Here is a 23,017-nt window from a genome sequence, read left to right on the forward strand (position 1 = left end):
ATTTAACCGTTGAATTTTTTGGTAAATTGAAGCGCTTATTAATTATTGAATCCGGAAACTTAATATGAAATACGAAACTATCGATCCTTCGTTATTTGTGGCGAACAGAAAGCGTCTGGCGAAGATGATGAAGCCTAACTCTCTGGCTGTTTTTAATGCTGCGGACATCATGCCTACTTCGGCGGATGGCACTATGAAGTTTAAGCAACAATCCGATCTTTTTTATTTGTCGGGCATTGATCAGGAGCAAACCATCCTGGTGGTGTATCCGGATGCCATCAATGAAGAGTGGCGTGAAGTCCTTTTCTTGAGAGAAACGAATGAGCATATCGCCATTTGGGAAGGACATAAATATACGAAAGAAGAGGCGACCAAAGCCTCCGGAATTCAACAGGTGAAGTGGTTGGACGATTTCGAGACCATTTTCCAGATGATGATGGCGGAGGTAGACCATGTTTATCTGAATACTAATGAGCATTGGAGAGCCGAGGTCTTGGTGCAGACCCGTGATGCCCGTTTTATTAAAGATTGCAAGGAGCGTTACCCTTTACATCAGTATGAGCGTGCGCAGCCTTTGTTACACCACCTCAGAGCGGTGAAATCGCAACAAGAAATTGATTTGATCGCTCATGCCTGTGAAATTACCAATAAAGGATTCCGACGTCTGCTGGGTTTTGTGAAGCCGGGGGTAATGGAATATGAGGTGGAGGCCGAACTGATCCACGAATTTGTAAAGAATCGTTCCGCTGGTTTCGCTTATGAACCCATCATCGCTTCCGGTTTTAACGCCTGCGTTTTGCATTATTTGGAAAATAACCGCGAGTGTAAGGACGGGGATTTGTTATTGATGGATATTGGTGCAGAGTATGGGAATTATGCTTCGGACATGACCCGTACCATTCCGGTAAATGGCAGGTTTTCTGACCGTCAGCGTGCGGTTTATGATGCGGTATTGCGCGTATTTAAAGGGGCAAATGAAATCCTGCAGCCGGGCACTAACATTCCGGCTTACCATAAAGAAGTAGGGAAAATGATGGAATCGGAATTGTTAGCCTTAGGTTTGATTGATAGGACCGATATCAAAAATCAGGATCCGGCATGGCCAGCCTACAAAAAGTATTTCATGCACGGCACTTCCCATCATTTGGGCTTAGATGTGCATGATTATGGAAAGGTCAATCGGGAAATTGCCGAAAATATGGTCTTTACCATTGAACCGGGAATCTATATTCCGGAAGAAAATATGGGCGTGCGCCTGGAGAATGATTTTGTCGTGAAAGCAGGAGGTAATCTGGACTTGATGCGACAGATACCTATTGAGGCTGAGGAAATTGAAAGTTTGATGAATGCCTAAGCGTATATTGATCATAAAAAAAGCCTCCTTGTCTAGCAGGGAGGCTTTTTATTTATTCAGGTAAAATAAATTCATCTTCTGATGCCGATGGAAAGTTAATAGAGGTAAAACCCATCGACATGAAAAGATTTTACCTAATACTATTAATCATTCCTTTGCTTTACGCCTGTAAAGACGATGAGGACCCCTCTCCAGCCGATCCCGCTGAAGGCACTTATGAGCTTACTTCTGTGTCCATCTTTTCAGATGGTTTTTCTCAGGTTTTTGAAGGCGAGCTACTGGAAGCATTAATTGAAGAAAATGAAGGCGTATTCACCCAAATGACGCTGGAAGGGAAGGAACAGCTGGTGATTGACGGGCAGCCTGTGGCTGAGAAATGGATTCGTGATGGAGAGACGGTTCGGATAATATTCGGAGGTAATCAGGCTGATCTGGTCTTTACCTGGGATGGGGCCAATGAGCTGGTCTGGCAGGCTTCGGAGGAATTTGAAGAGGAGGTGTATATTAGTCAGATGGTATTTACCCGCATAAATCAATAGATAAAATAAAAGCGAACCGGTGACCGATTCGCTTTTTATTTTTGAACGAGCTTTTCCAGCGACTTTTCTGCGGCAGATTGTTCTGCTTTTTTCTTTGAAAGTCCTGTGCCCCGCCCGCAAGGTTCCTCATCAACGAATACCTGGGCAACAAATTCTTTGAAGTGCTTATTGTTCTTAACTTCTTCCACCTCGAAGCGGACTTCTTTCTTTTGTTGATGTGCCCACTCGATTAACTGGCTTTTATGATTGGGGTTCACCTGAATGATCTTCTCTAAATCATAATGAGGGATCAACAGTTTCTTCACCACAAATCGGTGGCAGCGTGCATATCCATGATCTAAATATACTGCTCCAACCAATGCTTCCAGAGCATCTCCATATATGGATTTAAAAGCCAGACCGTGTTTATTCCCCTGATTATATTCCACCAGGTTGTTCAGGCCTATCTTTACCGCAATTTGGTTCAGGGTTTCCCTGTTAACCATTCTTGACCGAATCTCTGTTAAAAATCCTTCATTCTTGAAGGGGTATTTTTTGAATAGAAATTCCGCCACAATGGTGCCCAATACGGCATCTCCAAGGTATTCTAAGCGCTCGTAGGATTCTTTTAAACCGTTCTTATTTTCCTTTGCGACACTGGTGTGCTGGGTCACTAAACGGTATAAGTAAAGATTTAAAGGCTTAAGCCCTACAATCTGACCGATTGAAGACATAAGCCTTTTATCTTTTTTGCTCATTCGAGCACTTAATGTAAAAATCCTTCTTAGAATTCGAATCACAATGAAATCTTAATCCTCTAATTTTTTGAAAATTACTGAGAAATTATGACCACCGAATCCAAAAGTATTGGACAATGCTGCTCTGATTTCACGCTTCTCTGCTTTGTTCAGCGTAAGTTTGAATCGCTTGTCAATATTTTCATCTAATTCCGAATTATTGATGGTCGGAGGTACGACGCCCATTTCCATCGCCTTAATGGAAGCAATGGCTTCAATTGCCCCTGCAGCACCCAATAAGTGGCCGGTCATAGATTTTGTAGAGCTCACGTTCAAATCATAAGCGTGTTCTCCAAATGTTTTCTCAATAGCTTTAAGCTCGGCAACATCTCCTAATGGAGTGGAAGTACCGTGAACGTTGACATAATCAATGTCTTCCGGCTTTAAGCCAGAAACCTGAAGTGCCATTTCCATAACCCTGGCTGCGCCGGTTCCTTCCGGATGTGGGGCAGTCATATGGTGAGCATCTGCAGTAGCGCCACCACCGGTTAATTCACAATAAATCTTTGCACCGCGCGCTTTAGCGTGCTCATATTCCTCTAAAACGATCGCACCGGCACCTTCTCCCAATACAAAACCGTCACGATTTTGATCGAATGGGCGGGAAGCCGAAGCAGGATCATCGTTTCTGGTAGATAATGCTTTCAATGCTCCAAATCCACCAACACCTGCTTCCGTTACGGCTGCTTCAGAACCACCGGCAATGATAACATCAGACATTCCACTCTTGATATAGTGGAAAGCATCCAACAAAGCGTTGGTCGCTGATGCACATGCCGAAACTGTACAGAAGTTAGGGCCGCGGAAACCGTATTTGATAGAGATATGACCCGCTGCGATATCAGCGATCATTTTTGGAATAAAAAATGGATTGAATCTTGGCGTGCCATCACCTTGTGCAAAAGATGTGACTTCCTCTTGGAAGGAACGAAGTCCTCCAATTCCGGATGCCCAAATTACTCCTACACGATCCAAATCTAACTTATCAGAAATTAGGTTTGCATCGTTCACTGCCTCATCTGTAGAGATCATGGCATACTGAGCGAAGAGGTCCATTTTACGAGCATCCTTTCGAGGGATAAAATCCTCTACCTTTAGTCCTTTAACCTCACACGCAAATTGCGTTTTGAATTTTGAGGCGTCGAACTTCGTGATGGGTGCAGCGCCACTGACACCCTCGGTAAGACCGTTCCAGAAATCCTGAACGTTATTTCCTAAGGGAGTCAGCGCACCTAAACCCGTGACAACAACTTTTCTTGAAGACATAAAAATCTTTAAAAATGCTTATTACTTGTTCTCCTCTAGGTAAGACACCGCTTGACCTACAGTAGAAATGTTTTCAGCTTGATCATCTGGAATAGAAACATTGAATTCTTTTTCGAATTCCATGATCAATTCTACAGTATCCAATGAGTCAGCTCCTAGATCGTTAGTGAAGCTAGCTTCCAATGTAACTTCCGATTCTTCCACACCGAGTTTCTCTACGATGATCGCTTTTACTTTCTCTGCGATTTCAGACATTGTTATAAAAGTTTTGTTGTTTAACTACGGTGCAAAGAAATACAATTCGCCCAATAATGTCAAACGATTTATCACAAAGATATTTTCGGCTATTATGCCCTATAAAACGGTTTGCGTGTCCTGTTTTTGTTTGTATGTGACTAAAATTCAGTGAATTATGATTCTTTCTTGTTGAAAAAAAGTCTCGAGAGTTTCCTTTGCGGAAAATAAATATATATCAAAAGCAATTAGTAGAAGGTTAAAAATGGATGATGAATTGGTGAAAAAAGGGGGATTGCGTAAAAATTATTTAGTTTTGTAGCAAAGAAATCTTTGGAGCGATCAATTTTTTTGAAGCATTGAAAAAGCGCAGACTTTTAGTAGAGAATAATTACGACTTCCAGTTGATGGGTATTGTGGCACCCATGCGAGCATACAAAATGGTGTGGTATATCAATCAGGCGATGCGTATCGCTTTTGCTAAGCAAAAGGAATGTACGGTGCATCCTTTCGGACGGGAACCCATTGATATTTCCTTCTATACCTATGAGGCACCATACGGTAATTATCGATTTATTGAAAATCGTGCAGTGAAAAGTCCAAAGGGGGAAATTCATTATCTGATTCCGGAGTTAAAGGAATTTGACTTCCTATTATATGTGCAGGGAGAAATGCACAAAGATTACTTTGAACGGCTGAAGAATGGGCTGGAGCAGTTATCCATTGTTCATTATTTTAAAATATTTGAAGTAGACCGGATTAAGGCGAAGGAAAACCTGATCTTTTAGAAGTAAAAAAAGCGAATCGGTGGGAGATTCGCTTTTTTTTGAGGGCTTTTATGCCGAATGATTCAAGGTAAAATTCATTGATGTAACCCAAGAGCCTACTGTCAGTCCACTATGGTTATTTTCCTTGATTATTAATAGCCGGAATTTGGGTAATCTTGCGTTCTCCTCCTCATCTGCTTTCTTGGAAAAAAATGAAATAGGAAAAATCTTACCATTTCTAATGCTTTGCCTCTCTACGTGCATTGAGGTATGTAGTGATTTGGCTTAAACATTCACTTATGGTTTTTGGGGAGGAACGAGTACTACCTCCTCGCGATCGATGATCACTTTCCCGGCTTCCAGATCCTTTGTTTTACGGATATACTTTCTTGGCGTCACGGATACCGGGCAAAGGCTATCCGTTTTTCTTTTGGAGAAAAAGGCGGCCCATCCGGCTACTTTTTCGATCACGTCTTTTGGGAATGGCTTTCCCGCCTGATGCTTGATCAAAAGGTGAGAGCCTGGAACATCTTTGGCGTGCAGCCATAAATCCTCTTTAAAGGCGTATTGACCGATTAGCTTATCATTGGCCTTGGGGTTTTTGCCCACCCAAACATCGAAGCCCATGCACTCATAACTGTTGTAGGGAAGAATGACTTGTTTTTTGTTCTGCTTCTGGGCATTGTTCTCCAGCTGGTGGTCTTTCAGAATTTTTCTGATTTCCTTAATAGATTCCGCATCCTGAATTTCCCCTACTGCCAATTCCAGGTTTTCCAGCTCTTCCATTTTTGCGGCAATGTTTCCTTCAATATTTTCAATCTCCAGTCTTTGATTCTTCGCTTTTCGATAATATTGCTCGGCATTGCGCTGTGGGCTCAGGTCTTTTTTGAGCTTTATCTTAAGGTCCTTATTGGTGTAGAAGTTAAACAGGCTGACTTCCGTCGCTCTTTTGGGTACCTGATGCAGATTGGCCATTAAAATATCCCCAATATGCTGATAGCTGATGCCTCCTTTTAGTCCCTCTAGCTTTTCTTCATTATTGGTGATATAGGCATAGCCCTTATCAATGTCTTGCTTGAGTTTTTTTAGGTTGCGCCCTCTTTCTTTTTCCAGCCAGTGGGTGCGGGAAAATTGATAGTAATAGGCATTAATGGCTGCTATTGGATCATGTCCTTCGTAGATCAGTTCTCCGACTTCAGTGTCAAACAGGGTGAGCTGCACTTTTTGTTCCTCCTGTCGAACATAAATAGGGCCGTTGTTTAACTGTTCAATGATAAGCTGAAGCAATTTCCATTGTTTTGCACGCTCCAATCCCGGATAACCTTCTTTCTCCAATAAATTTTTCACCTGCTTTCCAAAGGTAGGGTAGAGCTTAAAGTAATCCCCTTCCGCTGCTTCAAGGGCTTCGAAACTTTGATCAATATCGCGTTGCAGGTCGGAAATGCTTAAATCCTGATCTTTGGACAGGTTGTTTCTGAAAAGTTCACGCCGCTCCTCATTTTGAAAAAGGAGGATATTGGACTGAGAGCCATGCAGCTTGAATAACAGTTGGAAGCCTCCGTCAAAAAATATGATAAAGGAACGTTCGTTGGGCAGGCATTTGATTTCCAGAATCTGTTTCTCCAGAATTTCGGAAAAAAGCGTGACCGTATTTTTTTTGGAACGCGCAAAATCTTCCGGAAAAGAAAGCGTGGAGACGTCCGGTGCCAGATTTGCCCGGAAGTAAAACTCCTTTCTTTCCGAATAAAAGCCCATAATCAGCTCATCTCGTTGCTGACTGAAACAGCTGCCCAACTTCCAGCCTTTTAATTTTTCGTCCAGCTGATGCGCCAGGCGGTTGATGAAGAAATAATTATTATGCAAAGCGTCTTTGTTTAAATCTCAATTTTGAGGCCATCGTAAGCCAGGTGAATGCCCATGGGAAGTCCACTATCTACCTGCCCATGCAGCCCCATGTGATGGCTCATATGTACAAAATAGGTTTTGGGGATCGATAGTTTTTTGGCCAGATCCAATGCTTCCTTTAAAGTGAAGTGGGAGTAGTGGTCTTTGTGATGCAGGGCATTGAGGACCAAAACCTTACTGCCGGCAATTTTGTCCCACTCCTTTTCCGGCAATACATTCATATCGGTAATATAAGTAAAATCCTCAATTCGGAATCCAAAACAAGGCATTCCCCCATGCATGCCATCAATGGGAACGATTTCCAGGTCCTCGAAAAGAAAAGCCTGATTACTGATGGGAATGGTGTCAATACGTGGTCGGCCGGCATAGTCCTCGGCAAAGGCATAAGGGAATTCTACTTTTAGTCGGTCTATCACCCGCTGCCGGGCGTAAATCGGGATATTTTTATTTAATGAAAAATTATATCCCCGGACATCATCCAGGCCCGCAATATGGTCTTTATGTTCATGGGTTAGGAGAATAGCGTCCAGCTGATGAATGCTTTCTCGCAATACCTGCTGGCGAAAATCCGGCCCGGTATCGATAACGATGCTTTTTCCATTAACCTCAATATGCACCGAACACCGCAGCCTTTTGTCCCGGAAATCGAGGGATTTGCAAACGGGGCAGTCGCAATTGATAATCGGGACGCCTTGTGAAGTTCCCGTTCCTAAAAAAGTGATTTTCATGTTATTGAGCTTCCGTGTTTACAGCCTCCTGAATTTGCTGGTATAAGGCCAAAGATTTTTCACTTAAGCCCTCGGCGCCAATGGGCAGTTGTTGCAAAATTTGTATCAGGCAGCTGATGCGGCCTTCCAGTGGGTAAAATTTATTGACCACCACTACGCCTTTTTGATTCAGCAGGCACCAGCCAGACTTGAATTGTCCCTTTTCATAGCGCAAGGTATAATCAGATTCGGCGAAGATGTCCTCTAGTTTGCTTAGGAAATTTTTCGTGTACTTTATCGTCATGGCCTTCAAATAAGGCCACAATATCGGAAAAGATGAAGAAAAAAGAGGGCTTAAGCTGAATTATGCATTTTAAAGCCGATTTATTTCTGCTTAAATCCTCGTTTAGCTGCAAGGCGGCAAAAATGAAGGGGTTCAAGTTTTTTACAACGAAGTAGATGAAGGAGGAGAAATTAAGCCTGCCCAGATTGGGGCGATTAAAAAATTCACAAGATTGCTTAAAAAGCACTGAGAATAAGCCGAAATGTCCGGTGCCCTGAATGTAGCGGTGAACATTTCGGGTTAAAATACGCTCTAAAACAAAAAAGCGGTCACCTTTCAGGTAACCGCTCCTTTGCCGAAGATGGTTTAATTAATTCACCAAGGTGTATTTTTTTACTGTTTCCACTAACACATCAAAATCCAGTGGTTTAGGTAAAAATTCATTGATACCTACGGCTTTAAAGTCTTCCATAGAATAGTTTCTTGCATTTCCGGTGATGGCCACTATCGGCACATCATTTCCCTGATCACGTATCGCTTTGGCACATTGCATACCATCCATTTGTGGCATATTAATGTCCATAAGAATGACATCGTAATTTTTCTTGGCCACCTTGTCCATTACTTGTTTACCATTCTTGGCAGAATCGATGTCATAGTTTTGAATCAAAAGGATTTTTTTGGTAAGTGTCTGAATAACAGAGCTGTCCTCGGCAATCAAAACTTTCTTTTTATCGGCCATTTCTATCTTAGTTTATAGGTCTTTAAGAAATTCTTATATTCTGTTTTAAAGATATCAAATAGCTTGCCGATTTTGTCTAAATCGTTTTCCAAATTGTCATACGGTGCAATTTTTAATTCTTGTTCCGTAGCTTTTACTTTTTCTGCAAGCTGTTCAATTCCCAGTGTAGCGGCATTACCTTTAAGTGTATGCAAATTACGTAAAATATTTTCGTAATCTTTTTTTAATGCAAAATTTTTCGCTTCCTGGATAAGATCCGAGGACTCTAAATCAAAATTTTGATAAACTTCATCAATAAGATCACAACCGCCTATGTCATAAAGTTGATCCACTATGGCTTTGTTTATAACTGGGGTGCTGTTTGTTTCCTTTTTTGTTTCAACAGTTTCTTTTTGGGCTAAACTGTGGGTGTGCTCTTGGACTTTTTTGATAATTTCTTGCGCTCTAATCGGCTTAGCTAAATAATCATCCAGGCCTTCCTCCAGGAATCTTTTTTTATCGTCTGACATGGCATAGGCGGTCATGGCAACAATCGGCGGACAAAATTCCAGTCCCAAAGCTTTAATTTCCTTGGTGGTTTGTATTCCGTCTTTACCCGGCATTTGGATGTCCATGAAGACCAAATCGAAGGGCATCTGTTGCACCTTGCTAATAGCCTCTTCTCCACTGTTCGCTGTGGTGACCGCACAGCCTGCTTTCGATAATATTTCTCCGGCTACTTTTCGGTTGATAAAGTTGTCATCTACCAGTAATATTTTAGGCTGTTCTTTAGGGCTGAAAGTGTTCCGAATAAGTTTTGGTTTGGATTCCTTCACGATCGGGATTTGGTCTTCGTCGGGTAATTCGGCCTCAAAAGTAAACCAAAAGGTGCTTCCCAGCCCCAGGGTGGAGTTCAGGTGAATTTCTCCATTCATTAGTCGGCATAATTTCTGACAAATAGCCAGTCCCAGACCTGCTCCTGAAAAAGGTTTTGAGGTTGAATGGTCACCCTGTTCAAAGGCATTGAAAAGGGTTTGTTGAGAGGCAGGGGAAATGCCAATGCCAGAGTCTTTAACCTCTGTCCGGAATAGAAAAACATCGTCCGTTTGTTTTTCCACCTTAAGGTAGATGTTGATAAAGCCCTTGGGTTCTGTGAATTTTATAGCATTGGAAGTAAGGTTGGAAAGCACCTGCAAAAGGCGGGTTTCATCAAGCATCACCACCTCCGGAACATTATTGTCCACCAGTAGGTCAAAGGAAATGTCATGATTATCCGTCTGAGGTTTGAAAAGGTTATGAAGCTTTTCCAGAGTTTCACGAATTTTAATAGGAGTCTTTCTTAGACGCATTTTTCCCGCCTGAATTTTGGATAGGTCCAGGATGTCATTCAGGATTTCCATCAGGGTTTCGGAAGATTTTCTTAGGGCATCTACATAATCTGCCTGTTCCTCCAATAAGGGGGTATGTCCCAAAAGGTCAATCATCCCAATGATTCCATTCATCGGTGTCCTTATTTCATGACTCATATTAGCCAAAAAGGAATCCTTGGCCTTAATGGTCTTTTTTAATTCCTTTTGGGTGTGTTCTAATTCCGTCATGTCCCGAATAAAACCCTCCAGCTCTAATGGCCCTTTTTTATTATCCGCATGACGAAGGTGAAGGAAACAAGGGACGGTTTTTCCGGATTTATGGATGATATGTACCTGTACGTTGGACAGCCGCTTGGACTGGGCCAGGGCTTCGGAGAATTTCCGGGCCGCCCCTTTATACAGGTAATAATCCCCAATATTTTTCCCTATGATTTCCTCGGGATTGTAGCCCATAATATCCAGTGCACTGGGGCTGATCATGGTGATTTTACCCATGATATTACACCTGAAATACAAGTCAGGGGATCGCTCATATATTTTTCGATATTTGCTTTCATTTGCTTCCAGCATAAACAGCTGATGGGTCTCCACGCTGATGTCCTGAATGCTCATGATGATTTTTTCCGCTTGCTCATTTTCCACGCAAGGCAGGAAGGCTATTCGGAACCAGCGCATTTTATTTCCTTTTTTCTGTGCATGGCGAAACTCAAAAGCCATGGGTTTACCTGCGGTGACTTCCTGCCAGTGTTGTGTGAAAATGTCGCGTGTGGCTTCATGATCGGCTTCCGGGCATTTTTCGCCAATCTGGAATGCATTTCCCATCAATTCCGCATAGGCCTCATAATTACCATTTACCGAAATTATTTCAGCTTTTGGATTCAGGTTGGCCAGGCAGATAATGCTCTGTTCCCTATTTTTTTCCTGATGCTGTTGGCCTTTTAAGCGCTGGCCTGAAATGGCCTCCGAAATGGCCGGTGCAACTATGTCGATTAACAGGGTTTCCTGAAATCCATAGTTTGTTCGTGGATTTCGGTGAAGGAAGATCCACTGCCCAATCAGTTCTCCATTCCAAAATAAGGGCATATAAAGGAGGTCTTTTACCGTAGGGTCGGATACGGAGAAATTTTGGAGGCTTTGCTCATTAATAATGGAAGGGCTTGCCAGGGTCGATAATTTTTCAAAAACCTCCTCCTGAAGCTGTACGGGGCTATATAATTGGTCTTCCTGCCATTCATGATAGGCCTCCTGATTGGCTTTAGGCTGTAAGATTTTCAGGGCGCAAAAGTCGTAAAATACGATGGTCTTCAGGGCTTCATTGATCCTGCTGAACCATTTTGGGGAAGATTGCAGGTAGCTGACCCAAGAGGGGAGGCCGGAATATATTTCCTGGGTTTTATTTAATAAATAAGAAGAGTCAAAGCTGTTGATGATCAGTTGAATGGCAGTGACCTCATCCTTTTCCTTGATGGCGATAAAGGTACCTTTTAAGACTTCACTTGAATTATCCCCTTTAATAAATTCCAAAGGAAGGTCCATCTCAGGAATGCCTAATACCAGAAATTGCTCCAAATGGTGTTTGAGCTCTGTAAGTTGATCCTGCGCAATCACTTCCAAAAGAGTGGCCTCCAGAATTTCCTTTTCCGACATTCTCATGCGCTTGCAGAAGGTCTCATTGACATAAGAAAATTCTCCATCAATCTTCATGAAAGCCACCATTTCTGAGATCTTGTCAAAAGACTGATAGTGGAGCAACTGCCCTTTTCGGTCAGTCTTTTCCTCTTCCGGATCTACTCCTCCTACCAGGGTGATCAGGTTAGAACGATTGGTGATTTTACCGGGTACCCGATAAAAATTTAACTCCAGCGGGTTGAAATCTTTATTTTTGGTCAGGCATTTTACGGCATCAAACTCCTCCAAATCCTTTGGGAAGAAGTTATCCTTAAAAGAACTCTTGGGGTTTCCCTTTTTAGGATTGAGGAAATTGGAAATCTTTCTGCCAAACAGTTGCTGGGGCAGAAGGTGGAAAAGCTCCGCAAAAGATTGGTTGCAACTCAGAATGAAACCGTCCAGGGTGACGGTCACAATAAAGGGGGCTCCGGTGCGAGCCGGGTTAATTTTGGAGGTATTGTCACTGGTGAGCTTGATGGGGACCGTTGCGACAATAAAGCCATTAAAGGAGGTTTTATGAGGGTACCTGGGGATGCCGGTTTCCTGTACGGTAATATATTTTCCTTCCTGATTTTTTAGTCGATATTCAATGCGATAGCTTATTTTCCGACGATGGGCATTCTGAATTTTGCTAAAGACGAAGCTGTAATCATCCGGGTGAATCAAATCAATCCATTCGTCGATCAGTTTATTCTCCGGAATGCCGGAAAAGGCCCGCCAATTTTCATCGAAATAATAAAGGTTGTGGTATTCATTGGTCATCCGGGTCATGACTGCCGAAATAGGCAAGTCAAGACTGTCCTTTTTTGTTTCCCTGCTCAGCTTCAGGAAAATCATTTTGGTCTGGCTGATGCGAACAATGGATAAGCTCGCCAGCACGGAGATTTCTTCCCCTGTGGTGGGTTGGAAAGGGATTTGTAGAGTGAGTCCACCGGATAATCCCTGCGCCTCAATATTTTGAAATATAGGTGCTCCTTCTACCTCCTGGGCTAATATGTGTAGAAAAAGAGGGTTTTCAGCAATTTGCTCCTGAGAGTCCAGGCCAAAGAAGTTCAGGCAGGGGGTGTTGGCTGCAATCAAGTCTCCTTCCATACTGATAATCATCGCTGCTTTGGGAGATTCCTTTACCAACAGGCGTGCCTGCGAGGAGGAATCTTTTTGCATGCGTAAAATCTCTTCTATCAGTTCTTCCTTGCTCTTTTGTAGCAAATCGTTTCGATTTCCAAGCATATTTTCCTAAAAGTCTGTATCAAATAAAACATAAAAATAAAGAAATTTATCGGTGTGCCCCTATGGATTGCTCTTCATTTAAAAAATCTACTTTTTGAATTCCTGCGGGAATATTTCGAAATTGGCTCCATAATTAGATAGGAATGGAAGATAAATTACTGGTGGTCATTGTAGGGCCAACGGCGGTAGGGAAAACAGCTCTTTGTGTGGAGTTGGCTAAATTGCTTGAGACAGAGATCATTTCGGCGGATTCCAGGCAGTTCTTTAAGGAAATGGCCATCGGCACGGCCAAACCTACGAAAGAAGAAATGGATGGTGTGCCGCACCATTTTGTAGACTGCATGTCTATAGAGCAGGAATACAGTGCGGGTCATTTTGAAATTGATGCTTTGGCGAAAACCAGGGAATTATTCCAGGATCATGAGGTGGTGATCGCCACCGGAGGGAGTACGCTATATGTTTCAGGGCTGTGTGAAGGCTTTGACGATATGCCCGAACGCCGGAGGAGCTGCGGCAGCAGGTCATTGCAGATTATGAAAATAAGGGATTGGCTTTTTTGGTGGAGGAGCTACAGGCCAATGATCCCGAATATGCTTCGGAGGTAGATTTGAATAATCCGCAAAGAGTCATGCGAGGAGTAGAGATCTTCCGGGTGAGTGGCAAGCCGATGTCCTCTTTTCGTAAAAATAAAATGGATCAGCGGCCGTTTAAGATTTTGAAAATTGGCCTGGAGCGGGATAGAGAAGAGTTGTATGACCGTATTAATCAGCGGATGGACATCATGATTGATCAGGGGCTATTTGAGGAAGCGGAGCGTTTGTTGCCGCATAAGTCTGCTAATGCCCTGCAAACGGTGGGTTACAAAGAAATATATGACTATATGGAGGGTCAGTATGATCGGGAGGAATGCATCCGGTTATTAAAAAGAAATTCTCGCCGGTATGCTAAGCGGCAGTTGACTTATTTCAAAAAAGATGAGGCTTTTCATTGGTTTCATCCAGAGCAAAAAGCAGAAATTTTAGGGTTGATCAAATCCCAAATGAAATAAAAAAAGCCTTCTCTGTGGTGTCAGGGAAGGCTTTTTTGGGCGGTGATGATTTTAACCCGAATGCTTCACCGTTAAATTTATCAAATCATCATAAGTAGCTTTTTTTGCTCATTATGAATTGTTTTCTTTGATTTATAGTAGCCCGAATTTGGGCGTACTTGCTTTCTCCTCATTCCACTGCTTCCCTGGGAAAAACTTAAAATAGGGGACTATTCCTTCATTTTTTCCGCCTTGCAGTTAAACAAGGATTTGAGCAGGAATAATCCGGCTTTAAACACGCTTAGCTATTCAGGATTTCTACCATTCTGACCAGTTCGTCATTCAGTGGTTTTGGGGTATTCACCGCGATGTCCAGCGGAGTGTAGACCACCTCATCCTTGATTATCCCGATCATGACCCCCTTTTTGCCGGACCTTAAGGCTTCTACCGCATTTAGTCCCAGGCGAGAAGATAAAATTCGGTCAAAAGCGGAAGGAGATCCCCCTCTTTGGATATGTCCCAAAGTAGTAATCTTGATGTCCTTATTATTAATATGACTTTTTACTTTTTGTGCAATGTCAATGGCGGAGCCTTCGGCATTTCCTTCTGCGGTTACGACTATGGAAGCGCTTTTGGCACGATCCCAACCCGCCTGTAGGGTGGAGATCACATCCTGAATGGAGGTCTCGGTTTCTGGAACCATGACCAGTTCAGCCCCACCGCCAATGCCGGTCTGAATGGCGATATAACCGGCATCACGACCCATTACTTCCACAAAAAATATCCTATCGTGCGAATTGGCCGTATCACGGATTTTGTCAATGGCGTCCAGCGCGGTGTTGACCGCCGTGTCGAAGCCAATCGTAAAGTCCGTTCCGTAAAGGTCGTTATTGATCGTGCCCGGAATTCCAATGATAGGGAAATCATAAGCTTTGGAAAACCGATCCGATGCCATCATGGAGCCATCCCCGCCAATGACAATTAAGCCTTCAATGCCCCGGCTTTGCAATTGCTCATAGGCCTTATCACGGCCTTCTTGTGCGTGAAAGTCCACGCTTCTGGCGGTTTTTAAGATGGTGCCGCCCAGAGAAATTATATTACTGACGGAATAGGATTTCATCTTATAGATATCACCCTGTATTAGTCCGTCAAACCCACGTTTGGCGCCATAAACCTCCATGCCATAATAGGTGGCTGTACGTACCACTGCTCTTAAGGCTGCATTCATTCCCGGCGCATCACCACCAGAGGTTAAAACCGCTATTTTTTTCATTTTGAAAAATGCTCTTTTGTTCTCTGTTTCTGCGAAACGCTAAAAAAATGATGGTGTTTACATCGATATTTTGCAGAAACCTTATCCAAAGGTATCTGAATTATGTGGTTTATTAGCTGATTTTAGTCAGTATTGCACCATAAGATGGCGCAATAGTTGACGGCTTTTTGAATTAATTGAAGATCTGTTCCACATTTCTCATCAAGCTATTTATCTTTAAGCTGAATAGGGAAATTCTTTAGCCTTATTTGAACAGCATTAGAAATCAATCATTTTTATTACGATTCGATGAATTTTAAACAATACCTGCCGCATATTTATGCAGTTGTGGCATTTTTAATCATTACTCTGGGATATTTTGGTGCCTCGCTCAGTGGAAAAGAACTGCTGCAAAGTGATGTCATCCAGTTCCGGGGAACTAATCAGGAAGCGGAAATTTATTCTGAAAAAGGAGAACGTATTTTATGGACGAATTCTTCTTTTGGAGGAATGCCAACTTTCCGGAGCACGGAAAAGAATATCTTTCAGCAAGTACATGCTTTCACCAAAGCTGTTTTTCCGGATTCCGCGCTTTTAGTGTTTTTGGGCTTTGTCGGATTCTATATTTTGTTGGTCAGTTTCGGGGTGAATCCCTGGTTGTCTTTCGCGGGATCTGCTGCCTATGCATTTTCCACTTTCACCCTGATCAGTATTGAAGCCGGCCATATCAACAAGGTGTATGATATGGTGTATATGGCGCCTACCCTGGCTGGTGTGTTTTTAGCTTTTAGGGGGAAATATTGGTCTGGTGCTGCGATAACAGCTTTCTTCCTGGGGATGGAAGTTTATTATGGTCATATTCAGATCAATTATTATTTATTATACATGATTGTCGGGGTGGGCATCATGGAATTGGTAAAGGCGTTTCGCAGCAACGACTGGCCTGCATTTATTAAACCTTCTGCCTTTTTACTGGTAGCGGCTGTTTTGGCGATTGGAGCGAATGTGGTGAGATTATGGTCCACCGCAGAATTGGCTCCTTCCACTACGCGTGGGGCATCTGAATTAACAGCCAAACAGCATGAAGGAGGCGGTTTGGATTATGATTATGCTTTTGCCTGGAGTAATGGCCTGATAGAGCCGATGACCACATTGGTGCCTTACTTTTATGGTGGAAGTTCGCATGAAGGATTGAGCAAAAATTCGGAAACGTATAAAACTTTACTGAAAAACCAGGTGCCTAAGCCACAGGCGGATCAGTTGGTTTCGGCTTTGCCCATGTATTGGGGAGATCAGCCCTTTACTGCCGGTCCGGTTTATTTCGGAGCCATCGTTATTTTCCTTTTTGTATTGGGGATGATCAGCCTGAAAGGGCCTCTGAAATGGTGGGCACTAACTTTAGTATTGCTATCATTTTTACTTTCTATGGGTAAAAATTTACCCTTGGTTAGTGATTTCTTTTTCTACTATGTGCCGCTGTATAATAAGTTCAGGTCGGTCACGATGATCCTTGCCATTGCGCAGTTGATTATGCCTTTTATTGGGATTTTGGCCATTCAGCGCTGGTTGGATGGTACTACAGATAAGGCCACTTTTGATAAGGCACTTAAATGGGCCACCCTTTCTGTTGGCGGCTTATGTTTGATGCTGGTTTTGGGAAGTTTTATGATGAGTTTTCGGGCTCCCAAAGATGCTGGTTTAGGCTTACCCGAGTGGTTGATTAGTGCTATCCGGGAGGACAGAGCCGGTATGATGAGGGGTGATGCTTTCCGTTCTTTGGTTCTGGTGGTGCTCTCTGCTGCAGGACTGTGGGCTTTGTCTGTTAAAAAACTGAAATTCCAATATGCGATGGCTGGCCTTTGTGTGTTGATGACATTTGATTTAGTCGGAGTAGGGCTTCGTTATTTGAACGGAGAAGATTTCAAGGATGTAAAAGGTTATGAGAAGCAGGTGTTTGCTGCTACAGCAGTGGATGCAGAAATTAATAAAGATACTGATCCCAACTTCCGCGTACTGAATGTGGCCGCCAATACTTTTAACGATGGGGTTACTTCCTTCCATCATAAATCTATCGGGGGCTATAGTGCCATTAAGTTAGGGCGCTATCAGGAACTGATCGAGGGGCAAATTTCCCAAAACAATCAGGCGGTATTGGATATGCTGAATACCAAATATGTAATCTTCCCTGATCAGCAAAGCAGACAGCCGCGCTTACAGCAAAATCCGGGGGCTTTAGGGCATGCCTGGTTTGTGCCGATGGTTAAAATGGTGGCCAATGCCGATGAAGAAATGGCCGCTTTGGGTGGGGATTTCAATGCCCGCCAAACCGCTTTGGTGGATCAGCGCTTTGCCGGTTTAGTGACGGAAAAGTATAAATTTGATCCCGCCTCTACCATTAAGCTGAAAGAGTATAGCCCTATGAAAATGGTGTATGAGTCCAACAGTGCCAGTGAGGCTTTTGGGGTATTTTCGGAAATTTACTACCAGCCGGGCTGGACGGCCACTATTGACGGTCAACAGGCGGAGCATATTCGGACGAATTATGTTTTGAGAGGAATGATGATTCCGGCAGGGAAGCATACCATTGAGTTTACCTTTAATCCGCCAAGTTACGCCAAAGGAGAACCGATTGGTTTAATATGTTCTTTATTGATCGTCCTGATGATCGGATTTGCCATTTTCAAGCACTTTCGCTCTGAGCCGGATCACGCCACGGTAGAAGCGGAAACTGTATAATTCAAATATAGAATAATAATCAAGGGAAGTACATTTACGTATTTCCCTTTTTTATTGTATTTCTTAAGTGAATTTTAGCCTTAGGGTTTTCACTTAAAGGGATTTAAAGTTAATTTTAATTCTTTGATACAGAGTTAACCTATTTCCACTGTGTATCATGATTAATTTTTGGAACCTATTGTTCCGGTGAGCTATTAAAACCGATATGCTATGTCGAATGAGCAAACAAAAGAAGTTACTCAGCTATTAAATCTTGCCAAAGATGGGTCTGAGGATTTTGATGCTGGCCGTTTGTATGAAATGGTTTTCAGTCAAATGCATCAGATTGCTGAAAATTTATACCGCCGCGAAAGAACTGACCACACCCTGCAGCCGACAATATTGGTAAATGAAGCCTTTATGAGCCTGATTGGTCAGGATCATATTGACTGGAAAAGTCGTGCTCATTTTTTTGCCGTGGGCGCCCAGGCGATCCGCCGTATTTTAATTCAACATGCCCGTAAAAAGCATGCCCTCAAAAGAGGAGGGGATTATACGAAAGTGGAGCTGGATAAGGCCGTCAACCTGACCGAGGATGAGGGAGATCAACTGCTGGCGATAGAAGAATCTTTGAAGGAGTTGGAAAAAGTGCATGAACGTCAGGCCAAAGTGGTAGAAATGAAGTTTTTTGCCGATATGAAAATGGAAGAAATTGCCCATGCTTTAGGGGTGTCAAAGAGAACAGTGGAAGTGGACTGGACGGTGGCACGTGCCTGGCTGAAGCGCTATATGGCGGAGCAATTGATGAATGATTAATAGCCTTCGCTTATGGGAAAGGCAAAGATTTACCATTCAGCGATTTCTTGGGGATTGGTGATTTTCCTACTTTTTCCCTTGTTGGGCGTTATGATAGCGGACATTTACTTTCAAACTTGGATGGCCTCCGCTATTATCCTGCTCTCCTTACTTTTTATATTTTATCTGTATCAAACAACAGTCTATTGGCTGGAGGAGGATACGCGGGTATTGAGAATAAAATCGGGATTTTTGATTAATCAGCGTATTTCGATCGATGAAATATACAAAATTGAGGCCAGCAATAGTATGCTTTCTGCACCGGCCTGGTCTTTAAACCGGATCGCTATTTATTTTGGAAACAAGCAGTCGGTTTTGATTTCGCCCAAGCATCAGGAGGCTTTTTTGGAAGACTTGAAACGGTTAAATTCCGAAATAAAAATATCAGTATAATACGATTAAGCCTAATAATTCATCTTTAGCAGGTAGGGTTAAGGGGTTATATGTCAGACTCTTATCGGTGAGTTTGCTGATTTTTTTATAGTCCAAATTGGGGAAAGCAGCTTTCTCCCATATTCCTCTGCTTCCTTGGAAAAGAGATGAAATAAGCCACTATTCTTACATTTTCCTTGCCTTGCAGCTAAAGGAAGGTGCAAGCATAAATAATTCGACTTAGGCGGACCAGCAGGTCCGTTTTTTTTGTTGGTAAAAAAATAATGCTATATCGCTGACCTTTAGGGTGCTATTTCGTTTATAATTATTGATAAATTTCAATTTTTATTGAATTAACGGTCAAGCCCCACTCTTTATGGTCAACCTTTTCAATTTTCTTTTTGGGATTTTAGGTGTATATGTTATGCTCAGTTTATGCCTGTCGATGTATTTGATATTTAGATGGTTGCCCAAAAGGGATAAGACGTTTCGAAATTCTTCCTGGCAATTTAAATTGATTATCCTGCCAGGGATGGTTGCCTTCTGGCCAGTCGTATTATATACTAAAATCAAATAGCTTAATGGATCCCCTCCAACGAAGATACCATGCCAGTATATGGCCCCTATTATTCTTGATTACCCTCTTGCTCTTAATCTTTAGTCTGCCATGGGTCTAAATTATCAAGCGGTGAGCTGGAACCGACAAAAGAAACGGTACGACCTTGTTATTTTATTGGCGGTCTTGGTCAGTTTAATATCCATTTGCCTTTTCCAATGGTGGTTGCATCCGGATATCACCCTGGAAACTTTGTTGCTCAGGGCGACGAGTGTAACCGCCTTTTTGATGTTGCATTTTATACTGAGCATAGGGCCCTTGGCCCGGCTGGATAGCAGATTCTTGCCTTTATTATATAATCGAAGGCACCTGGGTGTTGCCATGTTCATTATTGCAGCTACCCATGGCCTATTGGCGCTGATTCAATTTCATTCGCTGGGAGATCAACCTATTCTCACCAGTATGTTTTTGGCTAATCCTGATTACGGTAGTCTGAAAGAATTTCCTTTTCAGGTGCTCGGCTTTTTTGCCTTGATCATTTTATTTCTAATGGCGGCCAGCAGTCATGACTTTTGGCTCAAGGTCTTGAGTCCACGCCTTTGGAAAGCCCTTCATATGTCCGTTTATATGGCATATGTACTAATAGTGGCTCATGTCGCCTTAGGAGCCTTGCAGTATGAAAGTCAGGAGTTGCTCCGCTATCTCTTGCTCTTCGGCTTTGTATTCATCGCTGGTTTGCATTTTGCCGCTGCCCGTGCAAGTAGCAGAGAGGCCCTTACTTCCTCTGAATGGGTAAAGGCAGTTGCTGTGGCGGACTTGGAAGAGGGTTGCGCGAAGGTGGTTCTGGTGGGGGAGGAGGAGATAGCGATTTTCCTAAATAGGGGTAAAGTTTCTGCCGTAAATAACCAATGCAAACATCAGCAAGGGCCAATAGGCGAGGGGCAAATTATCAATGGCTGTATTACCTGCCCCTGGCATGGATACCAATATTTGCCTGAAAACGGGCAATCCCCACCTCCCTTTAAGGAGCAGCTGAAAACTTACTATTTGAAATTGGAGCAGGAAGAAATTTGGGTAAATCCCCATTCTCCCGGAGAGGGAGTACTTATTGAGCCTATAAACCTTTCAAAAGATGGATAAAAAACCTTTTTATATCGGATGGGAAAAGAAAATGCCCGCATTTCATAAAAAAGGCATTTTTCCGCTTTTGCTGGTGGTTTTTTTACTTTTGCCCGTTCTGGCCTTCCTGTTGGTGTATACTCAAAAAGGATTTAATGATCACCAGTTTGAGCTTGGACAAATTCGAACTTTCCAGGGAGATTATTATGCTTATCCCGTACCCAGATTGGTGGTAACCGCGGACCAGGTGCCGGAAGGTTATTCCCCGGATATGCTTTTGGTGGGTTATGGGAAATTTGGCGCAGAAGGCATTATGAATAAAGCTGCTGAGCAGATTGGTGTTCCGCTAAATGGTCGGAAAATAAAGGTGGAAGGCAGCCTTATTTATGGAGATGGAAAAGTATTGTTGGAGCTTAGCCCAAAACAAGCAGGTATCATTGAAATAATAGAGGGAAAGGTGGAGGCCATGGCCCTTTCCAGTAAGCAACGAGAAATTCTGACCGGAGAAATTTTGGATCCGAAATGTTATTTCGGGGTGATGAAACCCGGAGAGGGTAAAATTCATAAGAGTTGTGCCGTTCGTTGTATTAGCGGAGGTATTCCGCCGGTTTTTCGATCAGGAAAGCCGGGGACTATCAATATTTTGTTTTGTTGGGGACGGCCGGCGAAAAAATCAATGCGGAAATATTAGATTGGGTTGGAGAAAAGGTGGAAATTGTGGCGGAAGTAAGTCAGTCCGGCGGGTGGCAAATTTGTGCTGTTAATCCCGAGGATATCAACCCCATTTAATCAACCCCTGATATGATTCGTGTGCTGCTAAGCATTAGTCTTTTCTTTTTACTTTTTGCAGATTCTTTCGCCCAGTCAAATGCTCGCATGGCTTCAGAGGCTATAGCGCCAGTTTATAAAGTGAATCGGTGGACTACCGGAGGTACCGTTGTGGTGGGCTATGTTACCAGCCAAATTGGATTCAATTTGCTGGGAATAAGCCCCGAATTCCGGAAGATGTGGTCCTCGGGCTCAAGCGGGCTAATGTGAATGCCTTTGATCGGTGGGTGTTTAATTTTGATCCTAATGATCGTAAGCAGGCACAGGATATTTCGGATCTGGGGCTTCGGGCCTCTGTTTTGTTGCCTATCGCCTTATTTATCGATAAAGAAATTAGAAAAGACTGGTTGGATGTTTCTTTAATGTACCTGCAGTCCCAGGTCTTAGCACTGAATATTTATACCTACCTTGGAGCTGGTGCATTTGATCGTTACCGTCCGGTGACTTATGTGGAAGAGCTTTCTGTGGAATATCGAAGCGAAAGTAATAATGCCCGATCGTTTTTTAGTGGGCATACCTCCAATACAGCGGTGGCGACTTTTTTTGCTGCTCAGGTGTTAAATGATTATCACCCTCATTGGTCGACCGGAAAGAAGGCTTTGATGTATGGCCTGGCAGCAGTGCCTCCGGCTTTTGTGGGCTATTATAGAATGAAGGGCTATAAACATTTCCCAACAGATGTGATGACCGGCTTCGCGGTGGGAGCTGCCTCCGGAATTTTGATTCCTTATTTGCATAAGCGTAGCCAAAGAAGAAGTAATTTGGTGTACTTCCCCTTGATTAATCAGGATGCGATGGGTTTGTATCTGGAGGCGCGGTTTTAGGCCGAATTATTCCCTTTAAGATTTAGTAGTTCAGGTTAAAGGCCTAATTGTTAATATGTCTTGGGGTGTATGCTGGGTTTGGGGAGACTTGCATTCCCCGCATTTATCTGCTTTATTGGAATATAGGGAATAGGATACAATCCTATATCTTTCCCGGCTTGCAGCTAAACGAGGATTTAGATAGGTATTATTCGGGATAAGCAGGAATACTCCCGCTTAACAAAAAAATCCCCTCAATTAATGAGGGGATTCAAAATGGTTATGATTGTTTAGGAATTGCTTTTATACATTCGAAGTTATAGCCTGCAGAAGTTGAGGCTTTTGTGCTACTCCAACATTGCGCCAAACGACTTCTCCATTCTTAAATAATAATAGTGTAGGAATGCTCTGGACACCATATTGGGCGGCAGCGGCCTGATTTTTATCCACATCTATTTTGATGATTTTGGCCTTTCCTTCTACCGCTTTGGCTACTTCGGAAAGAATAGGTGTCTGGGCTTTACACGGGCCGCACCAATCCGCATAGAAATCTACCAATACCGGCTGGTCGCCGTTAATTAATTCTTTAAATTTTGACATTTTTATTCCTTTCTTTTCAGTGCAACATTTCGGCAAACGAAAAGCTACCCCCATTTTGTTTCGAATTGTA

The 23,017-nt window shown here is 43.0% G+C and carries 19 protein-coding genes and 1 pseudogene; 10 read left to right on the plus strand and 10 right to left on the minus strand.

The window, feature by feature from the left end; genetic code table 11:
* The first annotated feature begins 64 nt into the window (after positions 1-64).
* Both NG22_RS02240 and NG22_RS02245 read left to right on the plus strand, forming a co-directional pair.
* Positions 65-1,354 (plus strand): aminopeptidase P N-terminal domain-containing protein, encoded by a 1,290-nt coding sequence (locus NG22_RS02240; protein WP_053404207.1) that lies wholly within the window; start codon positions 65-67, stop codon positions 1,352-1,354.
* Between the two features lie 119 nt (positions 1,355-1,473).
* Positions 1,474-1,893 carry a hypothetical protein gene (locus NG22_RS02245; protein WP_157600819.1) on the plus strand — a complete coding sequence of 140 codons (420 nt, stop codon included), beginning with the start codon at positions 1,474-1,476 and terminating at the stop codon, positions 1,891-1,893.
* A gap of 35 nt (positions 1,894-1,928) precedes the next feature.
* Here NG22_RS02245 and rnc read toward each other — a convergent pair whose 3' ends face one another.
* From rnc to NG22_RS02260, 3 genes are all read right to left on the minus strand, one after another.
* Complete coding sequence (gene rnc, locus NG22_RS02250) at positions 1,929-2,606, minus strand: ribonuclease III (protein ID WP_253275643.1); 678 nt, start codon at positions 2,604-2,606, stop codon at positions 1,929-1,931.
* A 75-nt stretch (positions 2,607-2,681) separates the two neighbouring features.
* Positions 2,682-3,935, minus strand: coding sequence for a beta-ketoacyl-ACP synthase II (gene fabF, locus NG22_RS02255; protein WP_053404210.1), 1,254 nt, complete (start codon positions 3,933-3,935; stop codon positions 2,682-2,684).
* A 21-nt stretch (positions 3,936-3,956) separates the two neighbouring features.
* Entirely contained in the window at positions 3,957-4,190 is a 234-nt protein-coding gene (locus NG22_RS02260; protein WP_053404211.1) for an acyl carrier protein, read from the minus strand.
* Between the two features lie 338 nt (positions 4,191-4,528).
* Between NG22_RS02260 and NG22_RS02265 the strand changes: the two genes are divergently transcribed.
* Positions 4,529-4,957 (plus strand): IPExxxVDY family protein, encoded by a 429-nt coding sequence (locus NG22_RS02265; RefSeq protein WP_157600820.1) that lies wholly within the window; start codon positions 4,529-4,531, stop codon positions 4,955-4,957.
* A gap of 276 nt (positions 4,958-5,233) precedes the next feature.
* Here NG22_RS02265 and NG22_RS02270 read toward each other — a convergent pair whose 3' ends face one another.
* From NG22_RS02270 to NG22_RS02290, 5 genes are all read right to left on the minus strand, one after another.
* Positions 5,234-6,799 (minus strand): NFACT RNA binding domain-containing protein, encoded by a 1,566-nt coding sequence (locus tag NG22_RS02270; protein WP_053404213.1) that lies wholly within the window; start codon positions 6,797-6,799, stop codon positions 5,234-5,236.
* A gap of 11 nt (positions 6,800-6,810) precedes the next feature.
* On the minus strand, positions 6,811-7,569 hold the full coding sequence (locus tag NG22_RS02275) for an MBL fold metallo-hydrolase (RefSeq protein ID WP_053404214.1): 759 nt from the start codon (positions 7,567-7,569) through the stop codon (positions 6,811-6,813).
* Between the two features lies 1 nt (position 7,570).
* Positions 7,571-7,852: a hypothetical protein gene (locus NG22_RS02280; protein ID WP_053406867.1), complete on the minus strand. Its 282-nt coding sequence runs from the start codon at positions 7,850-7,852 to the stop codon at positions 7,571-7,573.
* Positions 7,853-8,201: 349 nt separating this feature from the next.
* On the minus strand, positions 8,202-8,573 hold the full coding sequence (locus NG22_RS02285; RefSeq protein WP_053404215.1) for a response regulator: 372 nt from the start codon (positions 8,571-8,573) through the stop codon (positions 8,202-8,204).
* A gap of 2 nt (positions 8,574-8,575) precedes the next feature.
* On the minus strand, positions 8,576-12,820 hold the full coding sequence (locus tag NG22_RS02290) for a PAS domain S-box protein (protein ID WP_053404216.1): 4,245 nt from the start codon (positions 12,818-12,820) through the stop codon (positions 8,576-8,578).
* 221 nt (positions 12,821-13,041) lie between these two features.
* Here NG22_RS02290 and NG22_RS02295 point away from each other — a divergent pair.
* A pseudogene (locus tag NG22_RS02295) lies at positions 13,042-13,865 on the plus strand (hypothetical protein); the annotation flags it as partial.
* Positions 13,866-14,148: 283 nt separating this feature from the next.
* On the opposite strand, the gene pfkA reads toward NG22_RS02295, so the two are convergent.
* Positions 14,149-15,120 (minus strand): 6-phosphofructokinase, encoded by a 972-nt coding sequence (gene pfkA / locus NG22_RS02300; RefSeq protein ID WP_053404217.1) that lies wholly within the window; start codon positions 15,118-15,120, stop codon positions 14,149-14,151.
* Between the two features lie 288 nt (positions 15,121-15,408).
* Here pfkA and NG22_RS02305 point away from each other — a divergent pair, with 288 nt between their 5' ends.
* The 6 genes from NG22_RS02305 (at position 15,409) to NG22_RS02340 (ending at position 22,368) form a co-directional block, all read left to right on the plus strand.
* Positions 15,409-17,835, plus strand: coding sequence for a YfhO family protein (locus tag NG22_RS02305; protein ID WP_053404218.1), 2,427 nt, complete (start codon positions 15,409-15,411; stop codon positions 17,833-17,835).
* 210 nt (positions 17,836-18,045) lie between these two features.
* The gene (locus tag NG22_RS02310) at positions 18,046-18,630 is read left to right on the plus strand and encodes an ECF-type sigma factor (protein WP_053404219.1); all 585 of its coding nucleotides are present in this window, start codon (positions 18,046-18,048) and stop codon (positions 18,628-18,630) included.
* A gap of 12 nt (positions 18,631-18,642) precedes the next feature.
* The gene (locus NG22_RS02315) at positions 18,643-19,062 is read left to right on the plus strand and encodes a PH domain-containing protein (RefSeq protein ID WP_053404220.1); all 420 of its coding nucleotides are present in this window, start codon (positions 18,643-18,645) and stop codon (positions 19,060-19,062) included.
* Positions 19,063-19,708: 646 nt separating this feature from the next.
* The gene (locus tag NG22_RS02325; protein WP_053404222.1) at positions 19,709-20,737 is read left to right on the plus strand and encodes a Rieske 2Fe-2S domain-containing protein; all 1,029 of its coding nucleotides are present in this window, start codon (positions 19,709-19,711) and stop codon (positions 20,735-20,737) included.
* Positions 20,730-21,407 carry a hypothetical protein gene (locus NG22_RS02330; protein ID WP_053404223.1) on the plus strand — a complete coding sequence of 226 codons (678 nt, stop codon included), beginning with the start codon at positions 20,730-20,732 and terminating at the stop codon, positions 21,405-21,407. Before NG22_RS02325 ends, NG22_RS02330 begins: the two co-directional genes overlap by 8 nt.
* A gap of 226 nt (positions 21,408-21,633) precedes the next feature.
* On the plus strand, positions 21,634-22,368 hold the full coding sequence (locus NG22_RS02340) for a phosphatase PAP2 family protein (protein ID WP_157600821.1): 735 nt from the start codon (positions 21,634-21,636) through the stop codon (positions 22,366-22,368).
* 282 nt (positions 22,369-22,650) lie between these two features.
* On the opposite strand, the gene trxA is transcribed toward NG22_RS02340, so the two are convergent.
* Positions 22,651-23,001: a thioredoxin gene (gene trxA / locus NG22_RS02345; RefSeq protein WP_301280963.1), complete on the minus strand. Its 351-nt coding sequence runs from the start codon at positions 22,999-23,001 to the stop codon at positions 22,651-22,653.
* Between the last annotated feature and the right edge of the window lie 16 nt (positions 23,002-23,017).

It is taken from the genome of Persicobacter sp. CCB-QB2 (genome assembly GCF_001274635.1).
In the GTDB taxonomy this organism is placed as follows: Bacteria; Bacteroidota; Bacteroidia; order Cytophagales; family Cyclobacteriaceae; genus Persicobacter; species Persicobacter diffluens.

Excerpts from the sequence above, each read along its gene's own strand:
- NG22_RS02240 (WP_053404207.1), top strand. The coding sequence starts at position 65 with ATGAAATACGAAACTATCGATCCTTCGTTATTTGTGGCGAACAGAAAG.
- NG22_RS02245 (WP_157600819.1), top strand. The coding sequence starts at position 1,474 with ATGAAAAGATTTTACCTAATACTATTAATCATTCCTTTGCTTTACGCC.
- rnc (WP_253275643.1), bottom strand. The coding sequence starts at position 2,606 with ATGTCTTCAATCGGTCAGATTGTAGGGCTTAAGCCTTTAAATCTTTAC.
- fabF (WP_053404210.1), bottom strand. The coding sequence starts at position 3,935 with ATGTCTTCAAGAAAAGTTGTTGTCACGGGTTTAGGTGCGCTGACTCCC.
- NG22_RS02260 (WP_053404211.1), bottom strand. The coding sequence starts at position 4,190 with ATGTCTGAAATCGCAGAGAAAGTAAAAGCGATCATCGTAGAGAAACTC.
- NG22_RS02275 (WP_053404214.1), bottom strand. The coding sequence starts at position 7,569 with ATGAAAATCACTTTTTTAGGAACGGGAACTTCACAAGGCGTCCCGATT.
- NG22_RS02280 (WP_053406867.1), bottom strand. The coding sequence starts at position 7,852 with ATGACGATAAAGTACACGAAAAATTTCCTAAGCAAACTAGAGGACATC.
- NG22_RS02285 (WP_053404215.1), bottom strand. The coding sequence starts at position 8,573 with ATGGCCGATAAAAAGAAAGTTTTGATTGCCGAGGACAGCTCTGTTATT.
- NG22_RS02290 (WP_053404216.1), bottom strand. The coding sequence starts at position 12,820 with ATGCTTGGAAATCGAAACGATTTGCTACAAAAGAGCAAGGAAGAACTG.
- pfkA (WP_053404217.1), bottom strand. The coding sequence starts at position 15,120 with ATGAAAAAAATAGCGGTTTTAACCTCTGGTGGTGATGCGCCGGGAATG.
- NG22_RS02305 (WP_053404218.1), top strand. The coding sequence starts at position 15,409 with ATGAATTTTAAACAATACCTGCCGCATATTTATGCAGTTGTGGCATTT.
- NG22_RS02310 (WP_053404219.1), top strand. The coding sequence starts at position 18,046 with ATGTCGAATGAGCAAACAAAAGAAGTTACTCAGCTATTAAATCTTGCC.
- NG22_RS02315 (WP_053404220.1), top strand. The coding sequence starts at position 18,643 with ATGGGAAAGGCAAAGATTTACCATTCAGCGATTTCTTGGGGATTGGTG.
- NG22_RS02325 (WP_053404222.1), top strand. The coding sequence starts at position 19,709 with ATGGGTCTAAATTATCAAGCGGTGAGCTGGAACCGACAAAAGAAACGG.
- NG22_RS02330 (WP_053404223.1), top strand. The coding sequence starts at position 20,730 with ATGGATAAAAAACCTTTTTATATCGGATGGGAAAAGAAAATGCCCGCA.
- trxA (WP_301280963.1), bottom strand. The coding sequence starts at position 23,001 with ATGGGGGTAGCTTTTCGTTTGCCGAAATGTTGCACTGAAAAGAAAGGA.